The sequence below is a fragment of the Runella sp. R5_40 genome, from assembly GCF_057652295.1.
The window spans coordinates 20,420-34,915 of record NZ_JBYFCH010000018.1 but is presented as its reverse complement, the minus strand read 5'-3'; the positions used below and the strand labels follow the sequence as shown (position 1 = coordinate 34,915).

The 14,496-nt window shown below is 42.4% G+C and carries 9 protein-coding genes; 3 read left to right on the top strand and 6 right to left on the bottom strand.

From position 1 onward, the window contains the following. The 3 genes from AC23N5_RS23365 to AC23N5_RS23355 all read left to right on the top strand — a co-directional run. The coding region (locus AC23N5_RS23365; RefSeq protein ID WP_487757468.1) for an Ig-like domain-containing protein at positions 1–2,445 on the top strand (2,445 nt) is incomplete at its 5' end. Between the two features lie 139 nt (positions 2,446–2,584). Then, complete coding sequence (locus tag AC23N5_RS23360) at positions 2,585–4,888, top strand: SLBB domain-containing protein (protein WP_487757467.1); 2,304 nt, start codon at positions 2,585–2,587, stop codon at positions 4,886–4,888. A 10-nt stretch (positions 4,889–4,898) separates the two neighbouring features. Then, positions 4,899–5,945: a Wzz/FepE/Etk N-terminal domain-containing protein gene (locus tag AC23N5_RS23355; RefSeq protein ID WP_487757466.1), complete on the top strand. Its 1,047-nt coding sequence runs from the start codon at positions 4,899–4,901 to the stop codon at positions 5,943–5,945. A gap of 34 nt (positions 5,946–5,979) precedes the next feature. On the opposite strand, the gene AC23N5_RS23350 is transcribed toward AC23N5_RS23355, so the two are convergent. From AC23N5_RS23350 to AC23N5_RS23325, 6 genes are all read right to left on the bottom strand, one after another. Next, positions 5,980–6,993, bottom strand: coding sequence for a hypothetical protein (locus AC23N5_RS23350; protein WP_487757465.1), 1,014 nt, complete (start codon positions 6,991–6,993; stop codon positions 5,980–5,982). A gap of 11 nt (positions 6,994–7,004) precedes the next feature. Beyond that, a complete protein-coding gene (locus tag AC23N5_RS23345; protein ID WP_487757464.1) occupies positions 7,005–9,731 on the bottom strand; it encodes a hypothetical protein in 2,727 nt (908 codons plus the stop codon). A gap of 163 nt (positions 9,732–9,894) precedes the next feature. Continuing rightward, positions 9,895–10,641 (bottom strand): glycosyltransferase family 2 protein, encoded by a 747-nt coding sequence (locus tag AC23N5_RS23340; RefSeq protein ID WP_183971187.1) that lies wholly within the window; start codon positions 10,639–10,641, stop codon positions 9,895–9,897. A 141-nt stretch (positions 10,642–10,782) separates the two neighbouring features. Next, complete coding sequence (locus AC23N5_RS23335) at positions 10,783–11,904, bottom strand: acyltransferase family protein (protein WP_183971188.1); 1,122 nt, start codon at positions 11,902–11,904, stop codon at positions 10,783–10,785. Further along, positions 11,898–13,517: a hypothetical protein gene (locus AC23N5_RS23330; protein ID WP_487757463.1), complete on the bottom strand. Its 1,620-nt coding sequence runs from the start codon at positions 13,515–13,517 to the stop codon at positions 11,898–11,900. The genes AC23N5_RS23335 and AC23N5_RS23330 overlap by 7 nt, the downstream gene beginning before the upstream one ends. Positions 13,518–13,526: 9 nt before the next feature. Further along, the gene (locus tag AC23N5_RS23325) at positions 13,527–14,450 is read right to left on the bottom strand and encodes a transketolase family protein (RefSeq protein WP_487757462.1); all 924 of its coding nucleotides are present in this window, start codon (positions 14,448–14,450) and stop codon (positions 13,527–13,529) included. Positions 14,451–14,496 lie beyond the last annotated feature (46 nt).

Below are 14,496 nucleotides of genomic sequence, written 5' to 3'. Positions count from 1 at the left end.
ACAGTAACAGAAGTTGCTGCGGGAACGATTACATTTGTTAAGAGTACATTGTGCCAAGGCGAGCCATTGCAGCAAGCATCAACAACTTGTGCCCCAGGTACAACAGTTAAGCTTTATACGGCTTCAACAGGAAGCACGACGACAGTATTACCAGGTTCAACACCAAATACTGGTACCTTTACATTGTATGTAGCGTGTGTAGATGCTGGTGGCTGTGAGAGTACACGTACTCCAGTAAGTTATACTGTTAATGCCGCGCCAAGTAGTGCTGCTTCAATCTCTGGTCCATCAGGTACTCAATGTGCTGGTGTATTCAGTTTAACAGCTAGTTGCGCTGCTGCCGACTCTGTAAAAGTATATGAAGGTTCTACTTTGTTAGGGTCTGCTTTAGGGTCAGGTACTTTCAATGTGACTAAGACTCCATCAGGATCAAGCAATGTAACATATACATTTACTGCTAAATGTACCACTACGAATGGATGTGAGGGGGCTCCTTCAACAACAACCGTTGTGGTAAGACCAACTTTGGCAACTCCTGTTGCAGCTATTATTGACGCCGACTCGAAAACAAGCCGTTGTCAAGGTCAAGCTACAATTCCTTTGTATTTCAATTCGAACTGCGGAACATTGGCTACAGTTTGGTATTCGGTTGCAACAGGTGGAACAGCCATTGCTACTTTACCAAACACAACACCAACTACTGTACAAACGTATGAGTACTACGCTGCTTGTAAAGACTTGACTTCTGGATGTGAAAGCCCAGTCCGTGCAAAGGTAACTTATACAGTTAATCCAGCGCCAAGCAATCCAACTGCACCTACGTTGACAGTACCTGGTATCCCAACCGTAATTGCGAACCAAACAGGTTTAGTATGTAGTGCATCACCAGTTACAATTACCTTTGGTGGCTGTGCTCCAGGAGAGACTTTGTGGTATTCTGTGGGTGGAGCTAATTATGTAGCTGGAAACTCAACAACACAAGCTCCAGATCCAAACCCAAGTATTGCGTCGGTTGCTAAAAACTACAAAATCAAATGTCAGTTAGGAGATTGCGTGAGTCAAGAATCAGCAACTATGTCCCTTAAGGTTAGTTTGTCGCCTGTTGGAAAGCCAACTGCTACTTTAACGCCAGGTACTGTTTGTGCGACTGCACCAGCTTCAACGCCATTCGGTGGTAGCTCAAGCTGCGGTACGTTTGCAACAGTTTGGTTTGATGCAAGTGGTGATGTACAATTGCTATCATTGCCTGCTACAATCCCAGCTACTGCTAAAACATACTATGCAAAATGTCAGAGTGCAGATGGTTGTTTAGGAGAGAAGAGTGATAACGTAACGTTTAACATTATTCCTAACGCTACTGCTCCTATAATCACGTCAATTGGCGGAACAGAAGTATGTACAGGTGTAAACGTAACACTTACAACAAACTGCCCATCTGGATCTACAGTAATGTGGAGTACAGGTGCTACTGGTAATGCGTTGCCATTGGTATCGGATGTACCTCAAGTGCGTGCAGTAACTGCGAAGTGTGTAACTACTGTAGGAAGCACAACTTGTGAGTCTCCAGTAAGTGCTACAACTACTGTAGTTTGGAAAACATTTGATATTACAATTATCAATATCGGTTCTCCACTTTCAGGTGTTAAACCTGGTTCAAACGTGCCAAAATCTGCTTGGGCAGCTAACTTTGTAACAGTTGACGCAGGTCCATCATTGCAAAGCAGCTCACAAGGTAATCCTTCAGTATTCTTCACTGAGAATCCTAACAAAGGAGCTGATCGTTTCTGGACTGTACACGTTGAGTCATGTGCTTTGGGAACAACAGGTGCTATTTCTTACGATATGTTAGTAACACCAGAAGCTGGTGTACCATACTCGTACAACACTGTTGAAAACAACGCTCCATACTTGATGTATGCTAACCGTGATGGTTTCACTGAATTGTATGCGCACAACCACGGAGCTTATGGCTTCACAAGTGAGCCTAAGTACACTCAAGGATTGCCAAAAGGTTTGTATAAATTGAGCATCCGTTACTGGAGCGAAAAAGGTATGGGTCTTTACCCAGCCGTACGTACAGCTCAAGGTACACAATTGGCATACCAAGAATACTGGTTCCGTATCCAATCACAAAATGGTATCGGTTCAGGTGCAGCTCGTGAGGGCGTAACTGAAAGTACTGAAACTCCATTCGTGACAATGGGTCAAAACCCAGTAACTCGTACGTTGTCATTGACAATCAACGGTGCTAAAGGTCAAGATGTGAAGTTGAACTTGGTTGACGCCTCTGGCCGTTCTATCAAAGTTTCTTCAGTAACTCCTGAAACTAACACTCACCGTGAAGAAATCGACATGACTAGCCAAAATACTGGTATGTACTTTATCCAAGTTAGCACTCCATCTAAGCGTGCTGCTTTGAAAGTATTGAAAGTATCTCAAGACTAATCGTCGAGACGATTCATACGAACGAAAGCCCCGCAACTGCGGGGCTTTCTATTTTTAGTACTTGTAAACTACCTCAAACGCCACTACCTTTGTAGGGGCGTTTTTAGTGAAACGCCAGTTATTAAACCGATTGAAATTCATGCGTTTTAGAAAGTATTGTTGGGTATCCCTTCTGTTTTTAATATGTCATTTCTCGCATTCACAGGCATTACCAGCTGCGGACGAAGTGACCGATGCACAATTAGAAGAATTTATTAAAGTGGCCCAGAGTAAGGGCTTATCACAAGCCGAATTAGAAGCTGGGGCTTTGGCCAGAGGTTATAGTGAAGCAGATGTGGCAAAAATTCGGGCTAGAATTAACACCTTAAAAATAAAAACGGAAAGTTCTACGCCTTCGAATGTGAATAATACCGTTCGTCAACAACAGGGGCAGGTTTCAGAAAAAACACCAACGCCGATTGGGAACGACCAAGAAGTTGGGAAAAAGAAGGATGTGTTCGGTGCGCAACTATTCTCTAATAAATCATTATCGTTTGAACCCAACTTACGATTACCTACTCCTAAAGACTATATTTTAGGCCCAGATGATGAACTCCGAATAGACATTACTGGATATGCCTATCAGCATTACGATGCAAGGGTCTCGCCTGAAGGTACGATTAAACTAGAAAGCTTGAGCCCTTTATCTGTTAATGGTTTGTCAATAGAACAAGCAAAGAGTAAAATTATCGAACGTTTAAAAACACTTTACGCAGGTCTTAGGAACGGAACGTTAAATGTGGATGTGACTTTGGGAAATGTGAGGAGTATAAAGGTCACTGTCATTGGTGAGGCCACTAATCCTGGAACCTACACTGTTTCTTCATTAGCGACGGCGTTTCATGCGCTTTATTTATGTAGCGGCCCTAATGGGAATGGTTCAATGCGTGAAATACAAATACTTAGAAATAATAAAGTCATTCAAAAGATTGATTTATACGAGTTTTTGATGAAAGGTACATTGGCCGAAAATATCAACTTGAGAGATCAGGACGTGATTTTGATACCGATAGCAGCTAAAAAGGCAGAGATAGAAGGGGAAGTCAAAAGAAGTGGGACGTTTGAGCTGAAGACCAATGAAAATTTTGGGGAGCTATTACGATATGCTGGAGGTTATACCGAACAATCGTACCAAGCGTCGGTGAATGTGTATCGTAACACGGCTAAAGAAAGACAATTGATAACATTTGACCCAATCGCTCAAAGTCAATTTAGTCTTCAAAACGGAGATAAATTGGTGATTGGGACGATTTTAAACCGTTTTGAAAATAAAGTGGAAGTTGTTGGTGCTGTTTTTCGTCCTGGGGAATTTGCTTTAAGTGATGAAATCAAGACGGTAAAACAACTGATTAAGAAAGCGGAAGGATTGCGGGAAGATGCATTCCGCAACAGGGCGGTATTGAAAAGAAAACGCGAAAACTTAGACCCCGAATTGATTCAAATTAATTTGGAGCAATTGTTTAAAAATGAAGGGGAAGATATTCTACTCAAACGAGAAGATGTGTTGGTCATCAAGTCGATTGCGGAAACTCGTCAAGTACAAACAGTAGGAATTCAAGGGGCAGTAAATAGTGGAGGTGTGTTTGATTTTGCAGACAAAATGACCTTACAAGATTTGATATTGCTGGCGGGAGGTTTTACGGATGGTGCAACTGGAAAAGGAATCGAGTTGTCGCGTCGCTTGTATAATGACGAAACCAAAAGTGAAACAGTGGAAGTAACTAAATATGATATTTCTAAAGAACTGAGTGAAGTTTCTACCATTGTGCTAAAGCCCTATGATGAGGTGATCGTGCGTAGTTTACCCAATTACTTAGCGCAACAAGCGGTGAGTATCAAAGGGCAAGTTTTGTATCCAAGTACGTATGTAATCGCAAGTCGGGAAGAACGAATTAGTAATTTGATTGAACGTGCGGGAGGCTTTCGCCAAGAGGCTTACTTACGAGGGATTCAATTTTTTAGAAATGGGCGCTTAATTGCTATGGATATTACTCAGATTTTGAAGAATCCAAAGCATTCTAATAACCTTTTGTTGTCACCTGGCGATGAACTTATCGTGCCAAAAATTCCAGAAACAGTTACAATCAATGGACAAGTATTTAATCCAAATGTGGTGGCGTATAACCCAAGCTTTAGCTTTAAAAATTACATAAGTCAGGCGGGTGGTTTTACAGACAGTGCGCACGTTACAAAAGTATATGCGATTTATGCCAATGGATTTACTGCCCGTACAAAGAAATTTCTGGGAATGAAATTTTATCCAAAGGTAGAACGTGGAATGCAGGTATATGTACCTACGCGCCCCAAGAAAAATCGTCTAAATTCAGCCGAACGTCTTTCACTATTTACTGGGTTAACGTCGGCTACTGTTTTAATCATTACATTAATTAGAACTTTAAATTAGTACTTGCTTGATGAAAGAAGAAGATTATTTAGATGAACAAGAGTTAAAGGCACCCATAAATTTAGGAAAGATGTGGCGTGTTATTTGGAAGGAAAAATGGATTGTAATAGTAATAGGGCTTTTAACGACGCTGGGAGGAGGGTACTATGCTTTTACCGCCCAAGAGGAATTTGAATCTCAGGGTAAAATTCTTCCCGAAATACCGCCATCGGCTACTGGTTCACTAGGAAGTCTTGCAGGGGCTTTGGGGCTTAGTGGGATTGATTTGAAAAATGCTACAGAAGCAATTCGCCCAGATTTATACCCAGAAGTGCTTAAAAGTACGACCTTTTATTTGGACTTGATGAAACAACCCGTGGTCACTCGAACAAATCAGAAATTGACGTTCGAGGAGTTTTATCACCGAGTAGTGGAAGAAAATGAAGAAATAGATACGACTTTGTTAAAGAAGTTCAATGTAGAGGCCAAAGGATTTTACGTATTGAATCGCATAAACGAAAATCGTATCAAAGATTTGAGGAAGCGAATATTTAGTACGTATGATCGTAAAGCAGGGGTAATAAGTATCAACGTCAAATTGCCTGATCCTGTAGTTGCCGCAACTGTAGCTAAATTTTCAATGGATTATTTGACGGAGTATGTAATTAATTACCGTACTCAAAAAAATAGAAGAGAAGTAGAGTTTTTGGCAGAAAGATTAGACATTGCAAGGGGGAAATTTTATTCCAATCAAGTAAAAAGGGCGCAGTATAGCGACCAATTTCAAGCTCCGACCATTAGGTTACAAGCTGCCGATGTACAGCGTGACCGAATTCAGGCAGAGTACAATACTTCGTCCAATTTTTATAATTCATTATTAACTAAATACGAGGAGGCGAAAATTAAGCTTCATCAAGAAACTCCAGTTATTAAAGTACTAGAACCGCCTACAGCGCCAACGCGTAAAACTGAGCCACGTAGAAGCGTAATTGTAGCGATATCTGGCTTGATAGGAGGTTTTTTGGGGGTATTGATAGCCTTAATCCGAAAGAAAAACTACAAGCAAGTATTCAATTGAGAGTAAAAGTAAGTGACCAAACGGGGTAATTTCATCAAAATGAAAGTACCCCGTTTACTTTTTCCAACCAAATTGCCCGCCCCGTACAACTCCAGTGGGTGTCGCTTAGGCTGTAAATGGTGGTTGGTTGTTGGGTGTATGGAGCCCAAACATCAATAAAGGGAGTTTGAAGGAGAGTATCGCGTTGCACGCGCTCAATAAGGTGGTTGTAAGTCCCCAAGCTGGGTGCGACAATGCTCGTTTTATTGGGAATAATAGAAAGATATACTTCATCAAAACCAAGCGATTTGTAATACTCTCGGGTCTTATTAACTTGTTGAATGAGCGTTTTTAGCTCAGTATCAGGTAAAAGCTTGAAAGAAGATGTAATACGGCTAGAGTCGGTGTCCCAAACAAAAAGTAATTGCGTTTTATCGGGAGAGAGGGCTACTTGGTCGTTGTGCCGCCCAAACCACTGAAGGTTTATGTAGGCTTTCCATTCTTTCAAAGTCAGAAAAAAATCGCCAGAAAAAAGAAAGCTAGTCAAAGATTCTTCGCTTTCCTTTAAGGTTTCTTCAAAACTCTGATATACTCCCGCTACCCAATTTTCAAACGAAAATCCGCTTTCTTTTGGTTTTTTGGGGCCAAAGGTAAAATTACGTACTTCTGCCGCGAAGTGCTCCCGAAAATGCCGTTCTACCGTTTGTAGAACCAAAATATTTCGCCTTGACGTATCAAGTTGAATCGTTTCTGTTTCGTTCCAGTGGATGCGGGTGTAAGCTCCAACGTTGAAATCTTGCTTCCCAACGCGCTGATGCTCCGTAAAACTATCTCCAATGATGTATAGGGCCGTGGAATTGGTCGGGGAGTCGAAACGTGGAGTGTTATTGCAAGGTAGCTGTTCTTCTTTGAATTGAGGCAAATTGGACAAACGATACAAATCCCCATAACGGTAAGAATCTTTCGTTAAACCCCATTCAAAAGCCGTTTTACGAAACGTAGGAACGCAGCCAACCACCCAAAGCAGTGCCCCAACAAATAGGAGTAGGTATTTTAAAAAAATCTTCATGAATTCGGTAACTAACGTAGTTTGAGCGACCAAACTTGTATTTTCTTATTCGCAAAGCCATAGATTAATAGCTTGTTGTAGCCTTCGACAAGGTTGATGCGAACGGGATACTCACTTGGAAAAGGTTTATCGCCAATCTGATACCCTTTGAGGTCATAAAGTGTGGTGTAATTCCCTGATTTTACACTCAAAAACTTTACTTCCGAACTCAGGTAATGGTATTGAACTTGGTTTTTGGCAGCAATAAGACCTTTGGCCGAAAAGAGTTCGTTTCCTTTTTTATCTAACACGGCAAATTGTGTTTCTGATTCACGGAAAAGTAACCAATCACGGTTGTTAGGGGCGGCTTTGGCGCGGAAAAACGAAGTTGGGTCAGTGCGGAAAAGCTGACGTCGGTCGATGGTCTTTCCAGCAAGCGTATTTTCAATGAATTCACCATATTTGGTTACACCAATAAGCCGTGTTGAATTATTTTCAGGAAGAAAAACGCCAAAGAATGGCCCCGAAAGGTTGATTTTAAAGTCGATTTTATAAGGTTCAGGAATAACACCCGATTCGTTGATGAGGCCAATCTGACCTGTGCTCTGGGTAAATAAAAAATGACGTTTGCTTTGGTATTCGACTTCCTGAATTGGAAGTAGTAAATCAGCAAAAGGGCGAGACGTGTTGAGCAAAATCGGGGGTTGGGTAGGGCTATTCCACAGGTATAAAAACCCATTGGTATCAATCACTAAAAACCGAAAACTTCCCTCAATTCCACTTTCAAGTTGTTGGAGGCTTCTAATTTTTCGACCTAATGGTAAGCGAATCGAAGGAATGGTCATGTACCGCTGTTGGTCGTCTTCGTCAACTACGTTGAGGCTTTTTTCGGTAGCAAAAACGTATTGAAGGCGGCCTACACTCAAAAAATCAACCGAATAAATATCGCTTACGATGGGTGCATCTAGTTTCGCAATTTTCCGTTTTTTTTCTTCGGCAAGAGGGTTCAGTAATTCGTTGCTTGCGGTTGCGATGATTACCTTTTCCATTCCATTGGGATAATTACGAACGGTAAAAATACCCCCCGAAGGAGCTTCTGGGATTTCAAGTTCTTGCTGTAGGAATACTTTATTTAAAATTTTAGCACTAGATGCCTTACTAAGACGCCCAAAAGTAAGGGAAGAATAAGCCCGTGATTTTTTGTACGCACTTTGGAAAACAAGCTGGTCAAAGGGCAATTGTTCGGTAATGTCATAACTAAGGGCTTTAAAAAGATAATTCATAAAGCCGCTGCCCATGTATTCTTTGCTTTTACGCGGATTGATGACAAAAGTAAAGTTGGAAGCACGAAAGGTTTTGTCAAAAAAAGCATTATAAACGGCCGAATTTGCCCAGGTACGTTGGTATTCGAGGTCAATGAGGTAGTCCTTTAGCACTTGCGAATCGTTGGCATAGACGACAAAGTTTTTGTGAAAGGCTACATAACATTTTGGAAACCCTTTAAAAAGTCCCCCAAATAGTACTGCAGGAAGTTCACTCCAGTCGATTCGATACACTTTTCCTCCTTGAAAAGGCTCGATGGGCAACCCTTTATTTTTGTTTAAAAGAATCGCTAAACGTCGAATGAATGGCTCTAAAGAAGTGTTAGGGCTTACTTGTTGCAGAATTACTTGTCCTTTGGTAAGGACGTTGTTGGGCTCTAGTTGACAAAGAATAAGCTCTTTGTGAGCAAAACGATAAAATGAGTCAATGCGGCTGGCACTAATCAAGGATTGGAGTGCTGACCGAGATTGGTTGATTGAATCCGCAGAGAGGCTTTGAAGTTGTCCCCGTAATTTTCGAGTAAACAGACCTGCATCATCAAACCCAAGGCGGTACATGATGGCCGTATTGTTGGGGATAAAAAAGGTATTTTTAAACGGGCTTGCTTTTTGGTCGTTGAGGGCATCGAGGTAGCCTTCTACCTTTATTTTTTTCCCTTTTGAGGTAAGGGTCGTGTTTTTACTTGAAAAGACAGGGTCGAGGTGTAAGCTTTCTATACTCGGCAGGAAAGAAAGAAAATAAAGTAAACCTGCGTCCGATTTGGTGGAGACATCGCGCCGCAAAACATCAGAGAGGAGTGTGTTGTCAAGAAAAATACTTAATTCACTAGTGTCGTCTTTGATTGTTTCAAAGCGGCTTGGGCGGGTGGTGCGCAGCGGACTCGATGCGTAGCGAATCCAATCTTCTAACACGTCGCCTGAAATACAGGAGACGATAAAGTTATTGAAACGCGTATAGGCAAAAATGGGGTCAGAAGTTGGGGTTGTAACGTCATAGATTTTTTGACCACTGTGTAAGTGAGACGTCACCCGTACTTTAGAGGAAGTAGGACTTTCTAACCAATTATAAGACTGAAAGGCATCAAGCGGGAGAAAAACCAAATAGACAAATCGACCGCTTGATGTTTTTTGAAGAACGTAAGTGATTCCACGGTTTTTGAGCAATTTATCCGCTTTGGTGCTATCGTCGCTCAAAAGGCGAAAGTGGTCGATTTGATGGGCCGCAAGGTTAAGAAGAGGTACTTCGCGCATTTCAATCCCACCTTTCTGAACTTTAAAGGTAGTGTCTTGAATTCGTTGGCTTTGTAGGACTAAAAAAGCGTTTTCGGGTAAAAGTTTCCAGACGGTTGCCGAATACATTTGCCAACGCTGAAAACCCCACCAGCCTGCTAATAAAATCACCAACGAAATGGCAACTATGATGCCTCTTCTATTCATGGAAGTTTACGGTTTTGGGTTTACAGTTTAAGGTTTTGGGTTGTCTATTTAAGATTTACGGTTTGAAGTTCTAGGAAATCCCAATTCTTAAAAACAGGAAACAAGAACCTTTAACAGTAAACGCCCTAAACAGTAAACTTCAAAACCCCAAACAGGAAACAACTCAAGAAGCTTTGATAGCGCGTACTTTGCTGTTGAGGGCCAAACGGAAGTTCAACAACTCCTTAAAGCTTTGAATACAAACCTTGATTAGTTTCCAACGTAAGATAGAAACGGTCCCAGTCAAACGCTCTTTGTGAGTAATTGGTATATCAAATGTTTTTTCTCCCGCTTTTTTAGCCATTACTGCCAAGAAAATATTAGGCGCAAACGGCTCTGGATTAGGAAGCTGGGCTAAAAGTTTTTTTAGATAACTTCCTTTGATGAGGCGGAAAGGAATGTTGGCGTCGTTGATGAAAGTCCCGTAAGCAAAGAAAATCGTATATTTTAAGATACGGGTAATGACCAAACGAGCAGGGGCGTCGAAGCGAACTTGGCGATAGCCCATGATAAAATTAGATTCGTTGCGTTTTGCCCAAAGTTTTATCACATCTTCGGTGACAAATTGGTCGTCGCTATCGGTTTGGAATACCCATTCAGAGTTAAGTTCAACCGCCTTACGATAGCCGTTTACCGCTGCATTTCCGTGTCCGCCGTTGGGCTGGTGTACAACGTAAAGGTTGTCAATGGAAGGTGCGATACGGTCAAGGATTTGCTTGGTACCATCTTTTGAACCATCATTGATAACGATGAGTTTGGTCTCTTTGCCTGGGAAGGTATTTTTGAGAAAGGAAGTCCACATGGTTACTACCTGCTCAATACACTCTTCTTCATTATAAGCAGGCATCACAATCGAAAAATAAAGGCTCATTATTGAATTGGGGATTTGTGTGTTAAGACGCGCTATTGTGCAAACGGAACGACTTTAAGACAAAAAATTTCTCAAAACTACTCAAAAAAAGGCGATTGGCCTATCTTTCCTCGCGAAGGATTTATTTTATGGTAGGTTCTATTAGGGCGCGTATTTATCTTTTAGGTTGTTGATGGGTTTTTCAATGAGAAACCACGAAACGGAGGCAACGATGGTGGTGAGTACAAAGAGGATGACAAACTGGACAAAGTGCATGTTTCCGAAGTCGGGGAAGATACGGCTTAGTTTGTTAAATAACCGAACCGTAGGGTGGAGGGCAGGTGAGTGGTAATGATTATATACAAAATTATGATAGACATAAAGTCCGTAGCTAATCTTTCCGAGGTAGTTGCTGACAGGGTGCTCTAAAAACCATTTAAACCACCCTTTGTACCCAATAATGCCACCCCCAATCAGAAATGTAAAGAAAATAGACGCAAAAAAACGTTCCCAAATGGAAATATACAGGTTTTGGTCTTGGGTTACCCCTGCGAGGGTTTGTTGGCGTGATAACACAAAAATGCCCGCAAGTGCCAAAAAGCTAATCCCTAGATACCAGCGATTACTGAATGTTTTTTGAAAAAATGGGCGGTGGTAGAGCTGAGCGTAGGCCATTAGTGCCCCTACCCCAAAAGCATCCAAAGCGGTTGGCATAGTCACGTAAGAAACGTACCAAGGCTCATTGGTTTGCCAAAAGTAAGCCCGTAAAAGAACACTAAAGACAATGAGAATACTAAAAAACGAAACCACGTAGCGACGGGGAATGAAGAAAATAAGCAACGGAAAAAAGATGTAAAACTGTTCTTCAACGGCCAACGACCAAAAGTGATCGGTAACACCTAACCACGTCTTATTAAGGACAATGTAAATATTGGAAGCGTACAAAAATTGCCAGCCTTCTTTCCCACGAACGGATGGGTCGTGGAGTAACCAAAGTACAATCAGCGACAGGTAATAGATGGGGAAAATTCGAATGGTGCGACGAATGTAAAATTTCTTTAAATAGGCGCCCAAACCGCCTTCTGTGCCGTAGGTTTTGTCTTTACTACTGAGCAAAATCCGAGCGATTAGAAACCCACTCAAAACAAAAAAGAGGTTTACACCTAACTTCCCAAACGGGAGTGAGTGTGGTTCTGGCATCCAGTGGTCCCACAAAACGAGGGCAACTGCTATAAAACGCAATCCGTCGAGTTGGACGAGGTAGTTATCTTGATGTTTTACCAATTTGTCTTAATGTTTTGTTGTTGAGCTGGTTGGAACGTCGCCACACTGCATTTTGCATCTTCAAAATAAAGCTTTCCTTGCCGGTCAAAATGCAACCAACGGACCTTGTAAGTACCAGGTTTTATGTCTGACGATGGGGGAGGGACAATGGCTTTTGAGCCTTTGATGAAGTAGTGTTTGTAATTGAATATATTCCTAAACGAATGTTTTCGGGCTTGCCAAGTAGGAAATACATACTGATGTTGGGCATTGGAAAGCACGATATAGAGGCCGCCATCACGAAGGTCGTAAAGGCGATATTCGGATTGAAACAATTCAAAAGAATTGTTTTTGACCAAACACGCTTGGCCCTTAAAGACAGAATCCTTAGGAATAGGAATATTCTCCAAAAACAACGAAGGAGCCCGATAAATAGCACTAGAGGTGATGCCGTCATTGCGCCAGTTGAAGCAACTGGTGACGTTGTATTTTCGTAATTGAATCGTGTCGTATAGGTGATAATGCTGATTGCAGGCAAAAAGGTAGGCTGCCCCAACAACAAACGTCATCGTCATCACTTCTCGGAAACGAGGGTGCGCCAAGCGCGTCAGATAAGCGACATTAAAGCTCAATAGCAAGGCAGAATACAACTTATACCGACTAGTAAGCATGATTTCGGCTCCAAGTCCAGCCCGCGAATACACGACAATAAGCGCCGTTCCTAAAGCAAAAAGGACACCGCCCACGTAAAAATAGTCGAAAGAGTCGAGCTCAAAATTCCGTTTCCAGTAGCTGCGCAAAATATAGAGCAGCATACTAAAACTTACAAAAATCGTAAGTGCACCAAACCAGACAGGCATTTGGGTAGGAAAGTTGCCAAAGGGCAAACTTTCGGTCAATGAACCACAAAAAAGCAAGTAGCCCCGAATAAACTCTTTGATACTTCCCGTGGCGCTTAGGTCGGTAGGAGGGCGTTGGTAGTCCCAAAAATAAAGCAAAATACAAAAGGCACTGAAAGCCAGCCAAATGAGCGATATTTTCCAGCGTTTTTGGAGCAAAAGAATACCTAAAGCAAGTGGCATCACAAACAGGCCATTTCCGCTGGTAAAGAGACCCATAAAAGCCGTAGGAAGCGCCCACCACCAGTAGGCATCGGCACGGCTGAGTTTCCAAAAAGTAAGCATGGCCCACGCAACGACCCAAATATTTTGTACCGCTGCCATTCCCCAAAACGCATTTTCCCAAAACGCCAACGAAAACCAAAACGTAGCAATGGGAAGCGCATACCAAACCGCGCCTTGAAGGGGTTTGAAAAAACGCGTAAGCAACCACCAAATTAAGAGCAAGGCGAGGTTGCCAAAGAACATTAAGTGCTCGTAGTTGATGTGCCCAAAGATTTTATAATCAATGACCGCAACAAGCCGCGTCAGGGCGATACGATGCTCGTTGTGTTGGCGGTAGAGTTCGTAAAGTTTGCCCCCGACACTTTCGGCTTTGTCGAAATTAAGTACCGTCGCTTTGAGTGCATGGTCGTCCCATTTGGGAATATTGATGGCATAACGATTCCAGAGCTGATAGTAAGCAAATATCAGCGCCATTGTAACCACTAAAGAAGCGATGGCTCGTTTGTTCATAAAATCCGTTTAGCGACTTAATGAGTGACTAAAGGAGTGAAGCGTGCGAACAATGTTGGCAGAATCCAAACCCGATTGTGCCTGATGGTAGCTTTGGCTGCCATAGAGTCCGTCGGGGTATCCTTGGGCGGCGAGCGATTTGAAATTCTTAGGATGTACACCAGCTTCAAGCAATTTTACCGACAGTTGCTGGGCGAGCCCACCAATGCTTACGTGTTCTTCAACCACCAAAATGGTATCGACTTGGCGTAGTTCTTCGATGGTAGAGGGAGAAAGCTCAAGCGGAAGTGTAAGCGCTGTATAAATATTACACTCATCGGCTAACTCAGTTTGAGGGAGTGCTTTCAGCACATTGGAGACAATCGGGCCTAAAGCGACAATAGCCGTAGTCGGTTGGGTACTTTGGTGAATTTTTTTGAGGGAACCTGACAACACATAACCTTCAGGCGTAAGGCCACCTACGCCAAGCCGTAAATAGGCGGGACGTTTTTCTTCTACTATCGTCGTCAATGAAAATTCAACTTCATCGCTAAAAGCAGGAATCCACGTTTTTACATTCTGAAGACTACTCAAACAAGCCAAATCTTCGATGGCATGGTGAGTACTTCCCATGATTCCGTAGCCGTAGCCGCCGCCGTTACCTACCAAAAAAACGGGTAAATTATGCAAACAGGCATCGTTGCGGAATTGTTCTAAGCAACGATAAACGACAAAAGGAGCGATGCTATAACAAAAAACTTTGTAGCCGCGATAGGCCATTCCTGCCGCTACTCCGACCATGTTTTGTTCGGCTACCCCCGCATTGATGAAGCGTTTGCCTAGTTTTTCTTGGAGGTTTTCGAGGGCGTTGTAGCCCAAGTCACCTGTAATAAACACGACCGATTCATCGGCGAGGGCCAATTTTTCAATAGCGGCTGAAAATTCTTTACGCATAATGTATAGCTATTTTTCCCGTGTAAGAACACAGGAATCTCAGAAA

Excerpts from the sequence above, each read along its gene's own strand:
- AC23N5_RS23360 (WP_487757467.1), top strand. The coding sequence starts at position 2,585 with ATGCGTTTTAGAAAGTATTGTTGGGTATCCCTTCTGTTTTTAATATGT.
- AC23N5_RS23355 (WP_487757466.1), top strand. The coding sequence starts at position 4,899 with ATGAAAGAAGAAGATTATTTAGATGAACAAGAGTTAAAGGCACCCATA.
- AC23N5_RS23350 (WP_487757465.1), bottom strand. The coding sequence starts at position 6,993 with ATGAAGATTTTTTTAAAATACCTACTCCTATTTGTTGGGGCACTGCTT.
- AC23N5_RS23345 (WP_487757464.1), bottom strand. The coding sequence starts at position 9,731 with ATGAATAGAAGAGGCATCATAGTTGCCATTTCGTTGGTGATTTTATTA.
- AC23N5_RS23340 (WP_183971187.1), bottom strand. The coding sequence starts at position 10,641 with ATGAGCCTTTATTTTTCGATTGTGATGCCTGCTTATAATGAAGAAGAG.
- AC23N5_RS23330 (WP_487757463.1), bottom strand. The coding sequence starts at position 13,517 with ATGAACAAACGAGCCATCGCTTCTTTAGTGGTTACAATGGCGCTGATA.
- AC23N5_RS23325 (WP_487757462.1), bottom strand. The coding sequence starts at position 14,450 with ATGCGTAAAGAATTTTCAGCCGCTATTGAAAAATTGGCCCTCGCCGAT.